Origin of the sequence: Micromonospora sp. NPDC051196 (assembly GCF_040682415.1) — a bacterium.
Classification (GTDB): Bacteria; Actinomycetota; Actinomycetes; order Mycobacteriales; family Micromonosporaceae; genus Micromonospora.
On the sequence record NZ_JBFBAY010000009.1, the window covers coordinates 197,179 to 213,714 of the forward strand.

Genomic DNA, 16,536 nt, shown 5'->3' on the forward strand with positions numbered 1-16,536 from the left:
AAGAAGGGCAGCCTGGAGGTCAAGTCCGGCATCACCTGCATGGACGGGGCGATCCAGAACGGCTCGATCAAGGTCAAGGAAGGCGCCGGCCTGATCATCTTCAACTCGACGGTGAACGGCTCCATCGACGCCAAGAAGGCCTCGGTGGTGTCGATCGTGGAGAGCACGGTCAAGGGCAAGGTCAAGACCGAGGAGATGGACCACAAGCACTGCCACGTCCACAAGAGCAAGGTCACCGGCGGCGTGCACAAGCACTGATCCGGTACCGGTAAACAGCACCACAAGCTCCGGCCCGGCGGCCTTCCGCCGGGCCGGAGCCCTGTTCACCGGCCGGTGCGCTTCAGTCCCGACACAGCGGTACGTCCGGCTCGACGACGGTGCGGTTGATGATGTCCTTGCTGACGAAGGTCGCCTCCTTCGGGATCTTCACATCCAGCACGATCTCGATGGCCTTGGCCAACGGCTCGGAGACGTTGAGGCCCTCACCCGCCCGGGCGGTCACCACGAGCGTGGTGCCGCGACACTTCACCGCCGGCCCGGCCAGCGGCAGACCCACCCGTCCGGCCGCCGAACCGTTGGTCAATCCCAGCGAGGCCACCACACCGACGAACGGGCCGGCGCCGGCCACCGGCAGGCCGAGCATCAGTCCGAAGCGGAACTCCGCGGCCACCACGATCGCCTCGACGCCCACCGACACCCCACGCAGCGACTGCATGATGCTCTCCTGAACGGAGAACGTGGGCGTGAGCACCGAGCCCCCCTCGTACCCGATCGGGCCGGTCAGGCCCCACCGGCCGGTGCCCGAGATGTTGCCGTTCTTCGCGGTGAACGCCGTCTGGACGAGAAACTTGAACGTCTGCTTGAGCGTCGCCGGAAAGCCGCCGATGATGATCGGCTGCGACAGTTCGATGGGAAGCTCGATCCGCGCCTTCTTGTTGTCGCTGAGCCCGCCCTGAGCGCCGGCCGCGACGGTGATGGCGAGGCCGTGCACCCCGTCGATGCGGAACCGAGGATGTGGGATCACCCCGTTGGTCACCTTCACGTTGCCCGACAGCCGCAGATTGTTGAGCAGCAACTGGATGTCGAAGTCGACCTTGAGGCCGGAGGCGGCCGTGGTGTGCTGAGCGGTCAGGCCCACCGCGGTGCTGCCCACATAGGCGGTGACGCCCCACCCGCCGATCTTCCGTTCCATGCTGTGGGCCGCGCCCGCACCACCGGGAGCGCGAGCGGGCCCGAGGGCGATCGGTGGCACGGCGATCCGGAGGTCGGACGCCTGGCCCACGTCCCGTCCGAGCAGACCGCCGCCCACCCCGATAGCGTTCGTGCCGAGGTCGGCCGCGTCGGGCAGTACGGGGGTGGCCGGCGCCGGATCCTCGACCACCTCGCCGAGCAGGTCGGGTAGCGGTGCGAATTCCTGAGCGGCCAGGTCGAGCGGCTGGTCGAAGGTGATGTCCGCGTCGCGAATCACGTCGGTCAGCTGCACCGGGGCCAGGGTGACCGCCCGGTCGCCGCCGGACTTCTCCACCCGCACCACCCGACCGACGGCCTGACTGGTGGCAAACATGATCTTGCCGGGCTGGACCTCGTCCGCACCTTTGGCGTCACCGTCGATGACGTAGGTGAACCCGTCGTCGCTGACCGAGCGGATGGCCCGGCCGCCGCCCTCGACGAGTACCACGTCCGGCTGGTAGACCACGGAGTCGTCCGGCTTCGGGGCGTACCCGTACCGGTCGTCGGCGTCCCCGGTGCCAGGGAGGTTGACCTTGCTGCAACCGGCGGTCAGCACGACAGCGCAGGTAAGGGCCAGTACGCCGCCCACCCAGCGACGCAGGACGGCCGCGTCGAGGCGGCCGGTGCCGGGCCGACCCGCGAACGGAGCTCTGAGCATCCCCCGACGCTATGCCGTCGGCGGTCACGCCGAATCCGGTGTTTCCCTACGAATCAGTGCTCACGGCTTACGCGCCACCGCACCGTAGGCGTCGATCGCCGCCGCGTCGGCGTCGTCCGGGCGCCACAACGTGATCGGTACGAGGCCCGGATCCACCATTGTCAGCCCCTCGAAGCAGCCGGCGATCTGTTCCGGGCTGCGCAGGATGTACGGCACGCCGCCGCTTCGGGCCAGCCGCTCGGCACCGGAGACGACCGCCGGGCTGGTGTCGGTGCCGTCCCAGAACACCAGGTGGCTGCCGGTGGCGGTCGCCGCCATCACCCGTCCCACGATCGAACGCACCACGTCCAGATCCGGCTCGTAGCCCATCACGCCCATGAACATCACGGCGACGGGCCGGTCGAGATCGAGCGTCGCGGCCGCCTCGGTGAGGATCTTCTCCGGGTCGTGGTAGTCGGCGGGTACGTAGGTGGTGACCCCCTCGGAGGTCGTGCTGCCCAGCAACGCCCGGGCGTGCACCAGCACCATCGGGTCGTTGTCCACGTAGACGGTCCGCGACTCCGGCGCGATCGACTGGGCGACCTCGTGGGTGTTCTGCAACGTGGGCAGTCCGGTGCCGATGTCCAGGAACTGCCGGATGCCCGCCTCGGCGGTCAGGTGCCGTACGACCCTGGTGAGGAACCGGCGGGACTGCCGCGCCATGACGACGATCTCGGGATAGACCTCCGCCACCGCGTCCCCGGCGGCCCGGTCGGACTGGAAGTTGTCCTTGCCGCCCATCCAGTAGTTCCAGATCCGTGCGGCGTGTGGTACCTCGGGCTGGAGGGCCGTGGCGAGTTCAGAGTCAGGGCCGGCCATGCCAGGCTCCAATCGACAGCAGTCGTCGGGTGGGCGGACCACCCCGCGGTAGGACCGGCACATCCTACCCAGCACACGTCCACTGTCGAGGGGCGCTCCACGGTGGTGGCCGTCGATGTGTTTGACCCGGCTGGACCTGGGCATCTGTGCAGCGGGAGGGTCTCCGTCCAGGTCACCGGGAGCAAACCGATGCCAGCAGGATCCAGCCCCGAGCGGGAACGGCAGTACGAACACATCCACGCGTGCGCCGTATCGCCGAAACGGCGGGGTACGCAGCGGTGGGACACCGCTGTTTCGGCGAAACGGAGTCGATCACCGCGCTGACCGCTGCGGCCCTGGATCCGTTCGTCGGCGATGACCGGCCACCTGGCCTCGCCGAGGCTGCGGACCGTGTGCGACGACCCGGCGGCGGAGGTCGGCTGCGGCGATGGCGTCGTGATGTCCGACCCGTCCACTAGCCTTGGCGGCATGCAGCAGGCACTCTCCAGTGGGAGCCACGATGGCTGACGCCGACGACGTGCGGCGTCTGGCGCTGGCGTTGCCCCAGGTGATGGAGATCGACAGCGACGGCTTCGACTTCCGGGTGGCCGACAAGGGCTTCGTCTGGTCCTACCCCGAGCGCCGGCCCGGCAAGCCCCGCACCATCCGCACCGACATCGCCGTGCTGTACGTCGGCGACGAGGCCGAGAAGCAGGCGCTGCTGCTGGGTGAGCCGGAGACGTTCTTCACCACCCCCGGCTACGACGGGTTGCCCCTGGTCATGCTGCGACTGGCGCGGGTGGACGCCGAGCGCCTCGCCGAACTGGTCACCGATGCCTGGCGAATGCGCGCCCCGGAGTCGGTCGCGGTCGAGGTCGACGACCGGTCCGGCTGACGCACGGCGGTGACCAGACTTCGGCGCTGCCGTTGACCTTGCCCGCGCACCTGGCAGCCCGGCGCCAGGGGAGGGGACACCTCCCGAGCGGCCCATCCGCCCGGGAGCGTTCCGGGGCGCTGTCACCGCTGATCCGACTCCGCCTTTTGGATCTTGCTGGTTCGGCTGTGGCATGGTGGCGGAATGGAACCGCAGGTGGCTGCCGGACAGGCCCAACCCGAGACCGTCCGGCTCGGCCTGCGGATGCTGCGGGACTACCATCGGCCGACCATCGCCCGGATGCGGGCGCTGCTGCGCAGCATGGTGACCTCGTTCGTGGTGCTCAGCGCGACGTTCTGGCTGCTGCCCGGGGTGACCACCACCGGCCTGGTCGGCCTGTTGTGGCTGGTCGGCCTGGTCGCGGTGGTCGGCGCGGTGTTACGCCCCCTGCTGCTGGCGCTGGCCACCGCCCTGGGCGGGCTCGGTGCCCTGGCCATCGGGGTTGGTGTCCAGGCCGTCGTGATGTACGTGGCGTTGTGGCTGGCCCCCGAGGCGCAGGCGGCCGGGTTTCCGGTGGCGTTCGCCGCCGCCTGGCTGGCCGTGGTACTCGCCGCGGTGGTGAACTGGCTGGCCGACGCCGGCACCGACGACTCGTTCGTCAGCGAGATGCTGCGGCTGATGGGTCGGGTCCGCCGTAGCGTGGACCGCCGCCCGCGTTGGCGACTGCGGCGTCGGCCCACTGCCGCGCCCATCGAGGCGGTCGAACCTCAGCCCGACGGATTGTTGATCATCCAGCTCGACGGGGTGGCCACCCCGGTGGTGCAGTGGGCGGTACGCGCGGGCAACCTGCCCACCATCGGTCGCTGGCTGCGTTCGGGCAGTCACCGGATGACCCGCTGGCACACCGGGCTGCCGGCCACCACCCCTGCCGCGCAGGCGGGCCTGCTGTACGGCGAGGTCAACCACGTGCCGGCCTACCGCTGGTACGAGAAGGCGACAGCCGACGGTGAACCGGGCCGGCTCATGGTCACCAGCCGTCCCCGGGACGCGGCCGAGGTCGAGCGACGTATCTCCACCGGGCGGGGTCTGCTGCGCGACGGCGGCGTCAGCATCAGCACCGCCTTCTCCGGCGATGCCCCCACCAGCCTGTTCACGGTCAGCCGCGCCGGGCTGCCCGGGCGATCCACCCCGGGCTACGCGGCGTTCATGACCAGCCCGTACGGATTCGCCCGAGCGGTGGTGCTCGGCGCCGGTCAAACGTTGCGGGAACTGCACGGGGCCCGGCGCAGGCGGGTGCGCGGCGTGCAGCCCAGAGCCGACCGTGGCGGCTCCCACCTGGCGTTGCGGCCCCTGGCCAGCCTGCTCAGCGACCTCAACGTCGCGCTCATCGCCGAGCAGATGGCCCGCGGCACGCCGGTGATCTTCTGCGATTTCGTCGACTACGACGAGGTGGCCCACCACGCCGGGCCGGCCCGTCCGGAGGCGATGGCCGCCCTGGAGACGCTCGACCACACCCTCGGCATCCTGCAACGACTGGCCGTCGAGGGGGCCCGGCCCTACCACGTCGTGGTGCTCAGCGACCACGGGCAGAGTCAGGGTGCCACGTTCCGCCAGCGCTATGGCGAGTCGCTGGCCCAGCTGGTGAAGCGACTGACCGCGACGCAGGCGGTTCTGCCGGAACCCACCGACGACGAGGCGGTCGGGCGCCCCGAGACATGGGACCGGGTCGACCGACTGCTCACCGAGGTGACCGGCCACAGCGGGATGACCGCCACGGCGACCCGGGTGGCCGCCCGATCGGCGGGCGGGACGCCGGACGCGGCCGACCCGTCGGCGGTCGACCGCAGCGAGCCGGAGACCGTGGTGGTGGCCTCCGGAAACCTGGCGATGATCTACCTTGCCCACCATCCGGGGCGACTGACCCGGGAACACGTCGACGCCGTGGCCCCCGGGCTGATCCACGGCCTGACCGCACATCGCGGCATCGGCCTGGTCGTGGTCGGCTCCGCCGCCGGTCCACTGGCCATCGGAGCGCGCGGCATCCATCGGCTGCGCGACGGCCAGGTCGACGGCGATGATCCGCTGACCCCGTACGGGCCGCGAGCCCGGCACGACCTGTTGCGCCACCAGGAGATGGAGCACGTCGGTGACCTCGTGGTGATCAGCGCGGTGGAGCCCGGACTGGAGGAGGTGCCGGCCTTCGAGGAACTGGTCGGCAGCCACGGCGGGCTCGGCGGGTGGCAGAACGAGGCTCTGCTCATTCACCCCGCCGACTGGCCGCAGGAGGGCGAACTGGTCGGACCGGACGCGGTGCACCGCCAACTGCTCGGGTGGTTGCACCGGCTCGGCCTGCGCCGGCCCGACGACGCGGCGGAGCCGGTCTCACCGGCCCCACCAGTGGCCGATCAGCCCCGGCCGCGTCGGGCCGAACAGGTGGAACGGCCGAAGCGGGTGCCGACTACGGCGCCGTCGGTGGCTGAACCGGCACCGGCCGACGTCGTCCCCACCAGCCCAGTCCCTGGCTGACCAGGATCACGAGCAGGATCGCGGCCACCACGCTCTGCCACGGTTCGGGGAAGATGGCCCGTCCGAGTACGCCGATCACGGCGTACAGCACCGACCACAGCAGGCTGGCCGGCAGGTTGACCACGGCGAAACGACGCCAGGTCACCCCGGACACCGCCGCCGCCAGCAGCACCGGCAACCGGCCACCCGGGACCAACCGGGACACCAGGAACATCGACACGCCGCCCTCGCGTACCCGTGCCGACACCCGGTCGAGTCGGTGCGGGCCGCGCAGCCAGCGCAGCCGCCGGGCGATGCGCTCCCCGCCCCAACACAGTGCCAGGTAGACCGCCAGGTCGCCCGCGTACGCCCCGATCGCCCCGGCGAGCACGACGAGCAGCACGATCACCGGATCCTGGTGCGCGGCCAGGGCTGCGGCACCACTGACCGCCGCGCCGGTCGGCACCACCGGGACGACGGCGCCGAACAACACCACCAGGGTGAGCCAGGCCAGCGCGCCGAGCGTCGCGGTCATGGCTGACGCACGGTGACGGACTGACCCGGGTGCAGGACCGCCACCTGGGTGCCGGGGGCGACGGCCTCGGCGTGCCGGGCGAAGTCGTCGCCGGGGTGGAGGAACCGGTCGGGGCGAATCCGGTCGCACCCGAGCGGCCAGAAGGTGCCGTAGTGGATGGGCACCGCCCAGCTCGCGGCGGCGCGGCGTACCGCCTCGGCCGCCGCCGACGGGTCGAGGTGGCCGGGACCGAGCGTGGGACCCCATCCGCCGACCGGCATCAACGCCAGGTCGACCGGCCCGATCGTGGCCATCTCGTCGAAGAGACCGGTGTCGCCGGCGAACCAGGTGCGGGCCTGGCCGGTGATCAGGTAGCCGATGGCGGGCGCCTGCTGTCGGGACCAGGGCCCACGGCCGGAGGGGTGAGCCGCGGGTACGGCGCGGACCGTGACGCGGCCGACGGTGGTCTGCTCGCCGGGAGAGAGTTCGGTGCAGTTGTCGGCGGCCGGGCCGAGGACCCGGCGGACCAGTCGCGCGGCTCCCGCCGGCACCACCAGCGGGGTCTGCGCGGGCAGCCGGCGGAGCGACGCGAAGTCCAGGTGGTCGGCGTGCAGGTGCGACACGAGTACGGCGTCCGGGGTGCCGGGCAGTCGGGGAGTGGGGCCGCGTCGACGTCGCAGATGGGCCAGCCGGTCACGCAGCAGCGGATCGGTGAGCAGCCGGGTGCCGGAATCCTCCAGCCATACGGTGCTGTGCCCGTGCCAGGTCAGTCGGACCACACCGTCACCCGTACCGTCGCCACGTCTGCCACGGTATCCGTCCGCGTTCCCGGTCCAGCCGCACCCGCCACCCACCGACTCCGGAAAGCGGGTGGTAGGGATCGACCGGTTTCTTGTTTATGTGATCGCTCACATGTTAGCGTGACGCGCGGGTGATGGGAGCGGCCGACGAATTGATGTTGGCGCTAACATTCACAACCTCTAATGGCTCGATCAGCTGTCGGCGTCGTGTTCCGCCCGGCCACAGCGGTCCCGTCCCGGACCGGCCGGTTGACCGACGCCTACCACCACCCTCAGGAGTCCATTGTGAAACTCGTACCCCCGCTGCTGCGCAGTACGCCAGCCAGGCGTCGGATCGCCTGGTTGGCCGTCCCACTGATGCTGGTGACGTTCTTCGCCGCACCGGCGAAGGCGGACAACCCCGTCGTCCAGCACGTCTACACCGCCGATCCGGCGCCGTTGGTGCACAACGGCCGGGTCTACCTCTACACCGGCCGCGACGAGGACGGGTCGACGTACTTCACCATGAAGGAGTGGCGGGTCTTCTCCTCGACGGACATGTCGAACTGGACCGACCACGGGGTGCCGATGAACCTGGGCACGTTCGCCTGGGCGGACGCGAACGCCTGGGCCGGACACGTCATCGAACGCAACGGCCAGTTCTACTGGTACGTGCCGGTGCGGCAGCGCTCGAACGGGCAGATGGTCCTCGGCGTCGGGGTGTCGAACTCGCCGACCGGGCCGTTCCGCGACGCGCTCGGCCGTCCGCTGGTCGGCAACGGTGAGATCGACCCGCACGCCTTCATCGACGACAACGGTCAGGCCTACCTCTACTGGGGCAACCCGAACCTGTGGTACGTCCGGCTCAACCAGGACATGATCTCGTTCTCCGGAAGCCCGACGCAGATCCCGCTGACCACCGCGGGCTTCGGCACCCGCACCGGCAACTCCAGCCGCCCGACCCTGTACGAGGAAGGCCCCTGGGTCTACAAGCGCAACGGCGTCTACTACAACGTCTTCGCGGCGGAGTGTTGCAGCGAGTTCATCGGCTACTCCACCGCGCCCGGCCCGACCGGGCCGTGGACCTACCGGGGGACCGTCATGCCCCGGCAGGGCGCCAGCTTCACCAACCACCCGGGGATCATCGACTACGCCGGCAACTCGTACTTCTTCTACCACAACGGCGCGCTGCCCGGCGGCAGCGGCTACACCCGCTCCGTGGCGGTGGAACGCTTCTCCTACAACGCCGACGGGTCGATTCCGCTGATGAACATGACCACCGCCGGCGCGCCCCAGATCGGCACCCTCAACCCGTACGTCACCCAGGAGGCCGAGACCATCAACTGGGGCAACGGCATCGAGACCGAGGCGTCCAGCGAAGGTGGGGTGAACGTCGGCTTCATCGAGAACGGCGACTGGATCCGGGTCCGGGGCGTCGCCTTCGGCACCGGCGCGTCGTCCTTCACCGCCCGGGTGGCCTCCGGGTCCAGCGGCGGCAACATCGAACTGCGGCTGGACAGCGCCACCGGCCCACTGGTCGGCACCTGCGCCGTGTCCGGCACCGGTGGCTGGCAGAACTGGACCAACACCTCGTGCAACGTCAGCGGCGCCACCGGCACCCGGGACCTCTACCTGCGTTTCACCGGCGGCAGCGGCTACCTGTTGAACATCAACAACTGGCGGTTCACCGGTGGCTCGGGTAGCGGCGGAAACCTGCTGACCAACGGCAACATGGAGAACGGTACGACCGGCTGGTCAGTGTTCGGCAGCGGCACGCTGTCGTCGCCCACCAACGTCGTACGCAGTGGGTCACGGTCGTTGCTGCACTCCGGGCGTACCGGATCGTGGAACGGCCCCAGCCAGGACGTGACCTCGCAGCTGACCAGCGGCCGGACCTACACCACGACCCTCTGGGTACGCTCGCAGAGCGGTACGCCCTCGGTGCGGCCGACCCTGGCGCTGACCGCCAACGGCACCACGAACTACATCCAGTTGGCCCCGGCGGCGACGGTGAACGCCAACGGCTGGACCCAACTCACCGGCACGGCGACCGTGTCGTGGAGCGGCACCCTGTCCAATGCCCGCTTCTACGTCGAGACGGCCTCGGGCACCGACGGCCTCTACCTCGACGACGTTTCCTTCCAGTGACCGGTTGACCCGCGGTGGGCCCGGCCGTCCCGGTCGGGCCCACCGTTCAGCCCTGCGGGGCGGCGGCGTCGAGGCGGGCCACCAGCGTCCTGGGCGCCACGAGCCGGTAGCTGTCCTCGATGACCTCGGCCAACTCGTCGGCGTCGACGCCGGTGTCCAGGCGTACCCCGACCCAGCCGCGATGCCCCACATAGGGCGGCCGGAAGTAGATCTCCGGCTCCGCGGCGATCAGCTCGCCGGCCGAGCCGGGCGGCGCGGGTTCGCCTCCGCGCGGTCGGCTGCTGTCCGGCTCGTCGGGTGCCCGACCCGGCTGGGGTGCAGGTCACAGGGGCACCCGGCTTGATCACCCCTAAATCCTACGGGCATACTAGGGTTATGTCCCTGCTGCTGACCGCCCGTCGCGCGGTCGACTACGGTCGCACCGGCAGCGCGCTCTGTACCGGCCGCTGACCCGGCCGCCGGTCGCCGGCGCCTGATCGGCGCGGCACCAATCCCTCACCACGATTGCGGCCGACCAGCAGGCGACGAGCGGTGATCCGCCCCCCGACGTCGGCACCCTAGGTGCCCCGGGCCTGCGTGGACCCGCACCGGGTCCCGCCCCGCCTTCCGGCGAAAACCGCTGATCATCACTGCCCGCCACCCGGCGGGCTAATCCGGCACACCCATCGACGACAAGGCTGCGACGCCATGACTCTGCACACCCCCACACCCTCGGCCCTGCGCAACGCCCCGTTCGGCGTCGACGAACTGGCCGCCGCCCGTACCGACCTGACCACCGGCATCAACCGGATCTTCGCCGCCTCGGCGATGTCCGCCAGCGGCCACGGCAACATCAGCGTCCGCCTGCCCGGACACGACAACCTGCTCGCGGTCAACGCGGGCGAACTGCTGCGCCCCTGGCCGGCGAGCGACCTGCGGGTCGGTCTGCCGGGACTGCGTACGGTCAACGACGAGGTCGTCGTGGTCGACCTCGACGGCGAGGTGCGATACGGCGTACCCACCCCGTCGGTGGCCGCCATCCTGAAGATGCACGTCGGCGTCTACCGAACCCGCCCGGACGTCAACGCGGTCATCCACACCCACTCGCCGCACGCGACCAGCTACGCCCTCGCCTCGGTCAGTCTTCCCGCCCGCTACGAGGCGCTGCTGGTGCACGGCCAGTCGGTGGATGTCCCGGTGGCGCCGTGGGCGCCACGCGGCACCGCCGAGGCGGTCCGGGTCATCGCCGAGACCTACCAGGCCCACCCGCAGACGTACGGAGTGCTGCTCGGCAACCACGGCCTGCTCGTCGCCGGTGACGACGCGAAGCACGCCGCGAGCCTGGTGGTGGCGATCGAGGAGGCGGCCGTGTCCAGCCTCGGCGCGCTCGCCCTCGGTGGCGTGACGCCCTTCCCCGACCAGGTCAAGGACCTCGACCTGCGCCTGCGCTTCTGACCCGGCGCCGAAATCCCCTCCGCAACCCGAGAATCGAGCACAGCCATGTTCCGCACCGACCCGATCGGCCGCCACCTTCTCCCCGTACCCCGCCGTGGCGTCGCCGGCCTGCTCGCCGCCGTGCTGCTCACCACCGCCCTGAGCGGCTGCGGCTCGGACGACTCCGCCGACGCCGCCGGCACGGACGGCGGTCTGACCAGGATCACCCTGGCCTCGTCGCCGCTGGGTCACCTCGCTCCGATCTACCTCGCCGAGGACAAGGGCATCTTCGCCAAGCACGGCCTGAAGGTCGAGGTGGACACCGAGACCTCCGACCTGACCTCGGTGCCGTCGGTGCTCGCCGGCAAGGTCGACTTCGCCACCGGCGACCTCACCACCCTCATCGTCGCCCGCACCCAGGGCCTGGACGTCAAGGCGGTGGTGCCGGCCTCCGCCTCGACCGGCAAGGCCGGCGCCGACTACGGCGCACTGGTGGTGGCCGCAGACTCCGGCATCACCAGCCCGAAACAGCTAGAAGGCAAGACCGTCGCGGTCAACATCCTCACCAACATCGCCGCAGCCGCCGCCCGGGAGGCGGTCCGCGCCGACGGCGGCGACTCGGAATCGCTGAAGCTGGTCGAGATTCCCTTCCCGCAGGTGCCCGCCGCCGTCAGCGAGGGCCGGGTGGCCGGTGCCTGGGTGGTCGAGCCGTTCCTGTCCGCAGCCAAGGCGCAGGGCGCGGTGCCGATCGGCTGGGGCTTCACCGACCTCGCCGAGGACCTCACCGTCTCGGCCTGGTACACCTCCGGCGCCCTGGTGCAGCGCAAGCCCGAGGTGGTCACCGCGTTCCGCGCCGCGATCAGGGAGGCGTACGCCTATGCCCGCGAGCACGAGGACGAGGTCCGCGCGAAGATCCCCACCTTCACCCAGATCACCCCGGAGGTGGCCGGCCGGATCACCATCACCGGCTGGCGGGACGAGGTCAGCCGGCAGGCCGCCGAGAAACTGGCCGGGTACGCGCAACGCGACGGCCTGATCAGCACGACACCCGACCTCGACGAGCTGATCCTGCCGTGACCACCAGCAGCCGCGCGCAGGCCCACGCCCGAGGGCTGGCCGGCGGCGGCATCGCCAGCCGCCGGATCCTCGGCATCATCGGGCTACTGCTCGCCGCGGTCAGCTACGAGGCGGTGACCCGGGCGTTCTTCTCACCGCTGCACGTGCCGCCGCTGTCCGCCATCCTGCCGCGCGCCGCCGAACTGCTCACCGAGGCGCGGTTCTGGACCGCGACCGGCCGTACCCTGCTGGTCGCGGCGGTCGGCCTGCTGATCGCGCTGGTGGCCGGAGTCGTGGTGGGCTTCGCCGTCGGCTCGGTACGGTGGCTGCTGCGGGTGACCTCGTCCACCCTGGACTTCCTGCGCCCGGTGCCGTCGATCGTGCTGATCCCGGTGCTGGTCCTGGTGCTCGACGTCGCGCAGATCACCGTACTGCTGGTCGCCGTCTCCTGCTTCTGGATCGTGCTGTTCCAGGTGCTCTACGGCCTGCGCGACGTCGACCAGGTGGCCGTGGACACCGCCCGCACCATCCGGCTGGGTCGGCTGGGTCGCATCGTCCACGTCACCTGGCCGACCGTGCTGCCGTACCTCGGCACGGCGCTGCGGCTGATCGTCTCGGTGGCCCTCGCGCTGGCCGTCACCGGCGGCCTGGTGATGGGCGCCGCCGGCCTCGGCGAGCTGATCTGGTCCAGCCAGGAATCCGGCGAGTTCACCGGCATGTACGCCCTGGTGCTGCTGACCGGCGGGGTGGGCATCGCCCTCGACATGGCCGCTCGGCTGGCCGAGCGACGGCTGCTGCACTGGCACGTGGCGACCCGTCGCGAGGTGGCGGTCCGATGAAGACATCCGTCGTCGTCGGCCTGAACCGGGGCGCTCGCGCTGCCGGTCTCGCCCTGGGCCTGCCGGTGGTGCTCTTCACCGGCTGGTGGGTGCTCAGCGCGGACAGCACCAACATCTTCCTGCCGCCGCTGAGCCGCATCGTCGAGGCGTTCGGCCAGGTGTGGCTCTCCGACGTGTTCTTCCGCGACGTGTTGCCCAGCCTGCGGCGGCTCGCCGTCGGATACGCCGCGGCGCTGCTGGTCGGCGTCGGCGTCGGTTACCTGGTCGGCCGCTGGTCGGTGGTACGCGAACTGACCGGCCCGATCCTCGCCTACTTCCGGGTGCTTCCCGCCCCGGTGCTGATTCCGGTGCTGCTGGTCGCCGTCGGCATCGGCGACGCCACCAAGCTGATCGTCATCGCGGCGGGCGCGGTCTGGCCCATCCTGCTCAACACCGCCGACGGGGTACGCGCCGTCGACGACGTCCAACTCGACACCGCCGCCGCCTACCGACTGCGGAGCTGGACCCGGCACGGGCTGATCCTGCGCGCGGCCACTCCGCAGGTCTTCGCCGGGGCCCGGCAGGCCCTCGGCATCTCGCTCATCGTGATGGTGGTCAGCGAGATGCTGATGAGCACCGACGGGCTGGGCTTCACGGTGATCCGGTTCCAGCGCACCTTCGCGATTCCCCAGATGTGGAGCGGCGTACTGCTGCTCGGCCTGCTCGGCTTCGGCCTGGCGAAGATTTTCGAACTCATCGAGCGGCGCGCCTTGCGGTGGCATCGCGGCGCCACCGGACGAGAGGAGTCGTGGTGAGCGCCGACGCTCTGCTGCGGATCGTCGACCTGGGCAAGTCCTACCGGTCGCGGGAACGCACCGTGGACGCCGTGGTCGGGGTCGACCTGACGGTCGACGACGGCGAGTTCGTCGCCGTCGTCGGCCCCTCCGGCTGCGGCAAGACCACTCTGCTCAAGATCATTGCCGGGTTGCTGCCCGCCTCGACCGGGGACGTCTTCCTGGCCGGGCAGCGGGTCACCGAACCGCCGGCCGACCTGGGCGTGGTCTTCCAGGAGTACGGGCGCAGCCTGTTCGCCTGGAAGACCGTCCGGCAGAACGTCGAGCTGCCGCTGCGCAGCCGGGGCGTCGGTCGCGCCGAACGCCACGAACTGGTCGCCGAGGCGCTCGACGCCGTCGGCCTGGGCCAGGTCGGCAACGCCTACCCCTGGCAGCTCTCCGGCGGCATGCAGCAACGGGTCGCCATCGCCCGGGCCATCGCGTACCGGCCCCGGCTGCTGTTGATGGACGAGCCGTTCTCCGCCGTCGACGCCCAGACCCGCGGCGATTTGGAGGATCTGCTGGCCCGCCTCTGGCGCCGGTACGCGATGACCGTCCTGTTCGTCACCCACGACATCGACGAGGCGGTCTACCTGGGCCAGCGGGTGGTCGTCCTCGGCGCCTCACCGGCCGGGGTCATCGCCCAGTTCCCGATCGACCTGCCGGCCGAGCGCGACCAGCTCGGCACCCGCTCTTGCACCCGTTTCGGCGAACTGCGCGCCCAGGTCTACGCACAGGTACGCCGCACACCGCAACTGGAAGAGGTGGCCCCGTGAACAGCCCGCAGCCCGACACCGCGCCCCGCTGGCAGGACACCGGCGGCGGGGACGGTCCGCTCTGGTCGTTCCACGTCGGCGACGTCGAGGTGTTCCCGATCCGCGAGGTCGACTACTTCCCGCTTCCGACGGACTTCTTTCCCCAGTTGGCGACCGAGCCCTGGACCGACGGCGCCTTCTACACGACCGAGCCATGGACCCGCGACGGCCGGATCGTGCTCAACCAGGAAGCCCACCTGCTGAAGACCCGCGACCGGCTGATCCTGGTCGACGCCGGTGGCGGCAACGGCAAGCCCCGCAACGGCGGCGTGTTCGACCGCGCCGACCGGCCCTTCCTGGAACAGTTCGCGCGGGCCGGCGTCAGCGTCGACGACATCGACACGGTGGTCTTCACCCATCTGCACGTCGACCACGTCGGCTTCGCCACCAGCTCCGACGGCGCCGGCGGCTGGGTGCCGACCTTCCCCAACGCCCGCTACCTGGTCGTCCGCGAGGAGTACGACTGGTGGACCGGCCCCGAGGGCGCGGTGGCCATGGCACGCACGGGCGACTACCTCGCCGACAGCATCCTGCCGCTGCGCGGCGCCGGGGTGCTCGACCTGATTCCCGCCGATCACGTGCTCAGCCCGGAGATCCACCTGGTACCGGCGTTCGGGCACACCCCCGGCAACGTCTACCTGGTGGTCGAGTCGGCCGGCCGACGGGCGTTGTTCGCCGGCGACATGCTGCACCACGGGGTGCAGCTGGAACGCCCGGAGTGGAGCATCCGGTACTGCGTCGTACCGGGCGACTCGGCCGACCAGCGCCGTCGCCTGCTGGAACGGGCCGCCGACTCCGGCGACCTGCTGGTGCCGACGCACTTCCCGTTCCCGTCGGCCGGCTACGTGCAGCGGGCCGAGCGTGGCTTCACCTACACCTTCATCGACCTCTGATGCCGCCGTTGTTCATCGCCGACTTCCACACCCACTACGCCTGTCCGGCGTACCCGGCTCTGCCACCACACCAGGCCGCACCCGAATTGGCGCGGCGCTGGCGTGTGCTGGCCCGTCGCATCGCCGACCTCGACGGCCTGCTCGCCGAGGCCGGCCGGTGCGGCGTCGACCTGCGGGTGCTCAGCGCGCCGCCGGCCCTGGTCACCTCGTACGGCGAACGCACCCACCCGGACGACCTGCGTCGGCTCAACGACCATCTCGCCGAGGCGGTGGCCACCGCGCCGGACCGGCTGCGGGGCCTGGCCACCATCGACGCCTTCGCCGGTGACGCCGCCGCCGCCGAGGCCGTCCGCGCCGTGCGGGAGCTGGGACTGTCCGGCTTGGTGGTCGACTGCGCCACGGACGGGCAACTGCTCGGCGCGGCGGCAGCCCGGCCCACCCTCACCGTCGCGGCCGAACTCGGTGTGCCGGTCTTCGCGCATCCGATCAGCCCGGCGGCGATGACCCTCGCCTTCGCGGGTCTCGGTCGGTTCGGCACCTCACTGGCCCGCGGCACCATCAACGCCGCCGCGCTGCTGTCGCTGCTGACCGACGGGGTGCTGGCCGAGTTGCCCGGGCTGCACGTGGTGTTCCCGATGCTCGGGGTGGCAGGTCTCTCCCTGGCCGCCGCGACGGACGAGGGGGAGCGCATCACGGCGTCGGCGCCGGCGTCGCAGCGGGCCCACGTCTACCTCGACACGATGGGTTTCGTCCCGGCCGCGATCAGGTTCGCCACCGACCTGCTCGGCGCCGACCATGTCCTCGTCGGCGGAGACTGGCCGATCGGCGCGCGCGAGACCAGCCGCGAACGGGTCGAGACGGCCCTGACTCAGGCCGGGCTCGACGAGGCCGAGCGTGCTCTGGTCGCCGGTGCCAACGCCCTGCGGCTGTTGGCCGCCTGACGCGTACCGGCGCGCAACTCGTCGTCGGTCATCACCAGGTAGACCAGCGGGCAGTCCTGCGGGCCGGTCACGTCCAGCTGGCACAGGGTGCACGGCTGGTCGGGGCGGAGCGGACATCTGGCATCCGGTCTACGGCCCGTCATGTCCTCATGATGTCCGCTGCGTACCCCCGGTGACCAGGCCATTCGGCCCCTGTTCGGGGGCTGGACGGCAACGCGGGCC

General features: G+C 71.1%; 15 protein-coding genes and 1 pseudogene. 10 read left to right on the forward strand and 6 right to left on the reverse strand.

Features of this window, described 5'->3' with window-relative positions:
* Positions 1-340: 340 nt before the first annotated feature.
* Positions 341-1,888 (reverse strand): hypothetical protein, encoded by a 1,548-nt coding sequence (locus tag AB0M35_RS18995; protein ID WP_363746859.1) that lies wholly within the window; start codon positions 1,886-1,888, stop codon positions 341-343.
* A 60-nt stretch (positions 1,889-1,948) separates the two neighbouring features.
* On the reverse strand, positions 1,949-2,746 hold the full coding sequence (locus AB0M35_RS19000) for an SAM-dependent methyltransferase (RefSeq protein WP_363746860.1): 798 nt from the start codon (positions 2,744-2,746) through the stop codon (positions 1,949-1,951).
* 499 nt (positions 2,747-3,245) lie between these two features.
* On the opposite strand from AB0M35_RS19000, the gene AB0M35_RS19005 reads away from it, so the two are divergent.
* Entirely contained in the window at positions 3,246-3,620 is a 375-nt protein-coding gene (locus AB0M35_RS19005; protein ID WP_363746861.1) for a hypothetical protein, read from the forward strand.
* Positions 3,621-3,803: 183 nt separating this feature from the next.
* Positions 3,804-6,125 carry an alkaline phosphatase family protein gene (locus AB0M35_RS19010; protein WP_363746862.1) on the forward strand — a complete coding sequence of 774 codons (2,322 nt, stop codon included), beginning with the start codon at positions 3,804-3,806 and terminating at the stop codon, positions 6,123-6,125.
* On the opposite strand, the gene AB0M35_RS19015 is transcribed toward AB0M35_RS19010, so the two are convergent.
* Together AB0M35_RS19015 and AB0M35_RS19020 are read right to left on the reverse strand one after the other, a co-directional pair.
* Positions 6,058-6,639: a VTT domain-containing protein gene (locus tag AB0M35_RS19015; protein ID WP_363746863.1), complete on the reverse strand. Its 582-nt coding sequence runs from the start codon at positions 6,637-6,639 to the stop codon at positions 6,058-6,060. The two genes, AB0M35_RS19010 and AB0M35_RS19015, sit on opposite strands and share 68 nt — an antisense overlap.
* Positions 6,636-7,397 (reverse strand): MBL fold metallo-hydrolase, encoded by a 762-nt coding sequence (locus AB0M35_RS19020; protein ID WP_363746864.1) that lies wholly within the window; start codon positions 7,395-7,397, stop codon positions 6,636-6,638. Before AB0M35_RS19020 ends, AB0M35_RS19015 begins: the two co-directional genes overlap by 4 nt.
* A gap of 378 nt (positions 7,398-7,775) precedes the next feature.
* Here AB0M35_RS19020 and AB0M35_RS19025 point away from each other — a divergent pair, with 378 nt between their 5' ends.
* Positions 7,776-9,545, forward strand: coding sequence for a family 43 glycosylhydrolase (locus AB0M35_RS19025; protein WP_363746940.1), 1,770 nt, complete (start codon positions 7,776-7,778; stop codon positions 9,543-9,545).
* 46 nt (positions 9,546-9,591) lie between these two features.
* Here the strand turns inward: AB0M35_RS19025 and AB0M35_RS19030 are convergent.
* Positions 9,592-9,786 (reverse strand): annotated as a pseudogene (locus tag AB0M35_RS19030) (MmcQ/YjbR family DNA-binding protein); the annotation flags it as partial.
* Positions 9,787-10,232: 446 nt separating this feature from the next.
* On the opposite strand from AB0M35_RS19030, the gene AB0M35_RS19035 reads away from it, so the two are divergent.
* From AB0M35_RS19035 to AB0M35_RS19065, 7 genes are read left to right on the forward strand one after another with little or no spacing between them, the layout of a single operon-like run.
* Positions 10,233-10,979, forward strand: a complete 747-nt coding sequence (locus tag AB0M35_RS19035; protein ID WP_363746865.1) for a class II aldolase/adducin family protein — start codon at positions 10,233-10,235, stop codon at positions 10,977-10,979.
* 45 nt (positions 10,980-11,024) lie between these two features.
* A complete protein-coding gene (locus tag AB0M35_RS19040; protein WP_363746866.1) occupies positions 11,025-12,035 on the forward strand; it encodes an ABC transporter substrate-binding protein in 1,011 nt (336 codons plus the stop codon).
* Positions 12,032-12,853 carry an ABC transporter permease subunit gene (locus tag AB0M35_RS19045; protein WP_363746867.1) on the forward strand — a complete coding sequence of 274 codons (822 nt, stop codon included), beginning with the start codon at positions 12,032-12,034 and terminating at the stop codon, positions 12,851-12,853. Before AB0M35_RS19040 ends, AB0M35_RS19045 begins: the two co-directional genes overlap by 4 nt.
* Complete coding sequence (locus AB0M35_RS19050) at positions 12,850-13,647, forward strand: ABC transporter permease subunit (protein WP_363746868.1); 798 nt, start codon at positions 12,850-12,852, stop codon at positions 13,645-13,647. Before AB0M35_RS19045 ends, AB0M35_RS19050 begins: the two co-directional genes overlap by 4 nt.
* Positions 13,644-14,441 (forward strand): ABC transporter ATP-binding protein, encoded by a 798-nt coding sequence (locus AB0M35_RS19055; protein WP_363746869.1) that lies wholly within the window; start codon positions 13,644-13,646, stop codon positions 14,439-14,441. Before AB0M35_RS19050 ends, AB0M35_RS19055 begins: the two co-directional genes overlap by 4 nt.
* Entirely contained in the window at positions 14,438-15,373 is a 936-nt protein-coding gene (locus tag AB0M35_RS19060) for an MBL fold metallo-hydrolase (RefSeq protein ID WP_363746870.1), read from the forward strand. Before AB0M35_RS19055 ends, AB0M35_RS19060 begins: the two co-directional genes overlap by 4 nt.
* Entirely contained in the window at positions 15,373-16,314 is a 942-nt protein-coding gene (locus AB0M35_RS19065; RefSeq protein WP_363746871.1) for an amidohydrolase family protein, read from the forward strand. The genes AB0M35_RS19060 and AB0M35_RS19065 overlap by 1 nt, the downstream gene beginning before the upstream one ends.
* Here AB0M35_RS19065 and AB0M35_RS19070 read toward each other — a convergent pair.
* Positions 16,242-16,499 carry a DUF6767 domain-containing protein gene (locus AB0M35_RS19070; protein ID WP_363746872.1) on the reverse strand — a complete coding sequence of 86 codons (258 nt, stop codon included), beginning with the start codon at positions 16,497-16,499 and terminating at the stop codon, positions 16,242-16,244. The genes AB0M35_RS19065 and AB0M35_RS19070 overlap by 73 nt on opposite strands.
* Between the last annotated feature and the right edge of the window lie 37 nt (positions 16,500-16,536).

Coding starts and splice junctions, on each gene's coding strand:
- AB0M35_RS18995 (WP_363746859.1), bottom strand. CDS start 1,888: ATGCTCAGAGCTCCGTTCGCGGGTCGGCCCGGCACCGGCCGCCTCGAC.
- AB0M35_RS19000 (WP_363746860.1), bottom strand. CDS start 2,746: ATGGCCGGCCCTGACTCTGAACTCGCCACGGCCCTCCAGCCCGAGGTA.
- AB0M35_RS19005 (WP_363746861.1), top strand. CDS start 3,246: ATGGCTGACGCCGACGACGTGCGGCGTCTGGCGCTGGCGTTGCCCCAG.
- AB0M35_RS19010 (WP_363746862.1), top strand. CDS start 3,804: ATGGAACCGCAGGTGGCTGCCGGACAGGCCCAACCCGAGACCGTCCGG.
- AB0M35_RS19015 (WP_363746863.1), bottom strand. CDS start 6,639: ATGACCGCGACGCTCGGCGCGCTGGCCTGGCTCACCCTGGTGGTGTTG.
- AB0M35_RS19025 (WP_363746940.1), top strand. CDS start 7,776: ATGCTGGTGACGTTCTTCGCCGCACCGGCGAAGGCGGACAACCCCGTC.
- AB0M35_RS19035 (WP_363746865.1), top strand. CDS start 10,233: ATGACTCTGCACACCCCCACACCCTCGGCCCTGCGCAACGCCCCGTTC.
- AB0M35_RS19040 (WP_363746866.1), top strand. CDS start 11,025: ATGTTCCGCACCGACCCGATCGGCCGCCACCTTCTCCCCGTACCCCGC.
- AB0M35_RS19050 (WP_363746868.1), top strand. CDS start 12,850: ATGAAGACATCCGTCGTCGTCGGCCTGAACCGGGGCGCTCGCGCTGCC.
- AB0M35_RS19065 (WP_363746871.1), top strand. CDS start 15,373: ATGCCGCCGTTGTTCATCGCCGACTTCCACACCCACTACGCCTGTCCG.
- AB0M35_RS19070 (WP_363746872.1), bottom strand. CDS start 16,499: ATGGCCTGGTCACCGGGGGTACGCAGCGGACATCATGAGGACATGACG.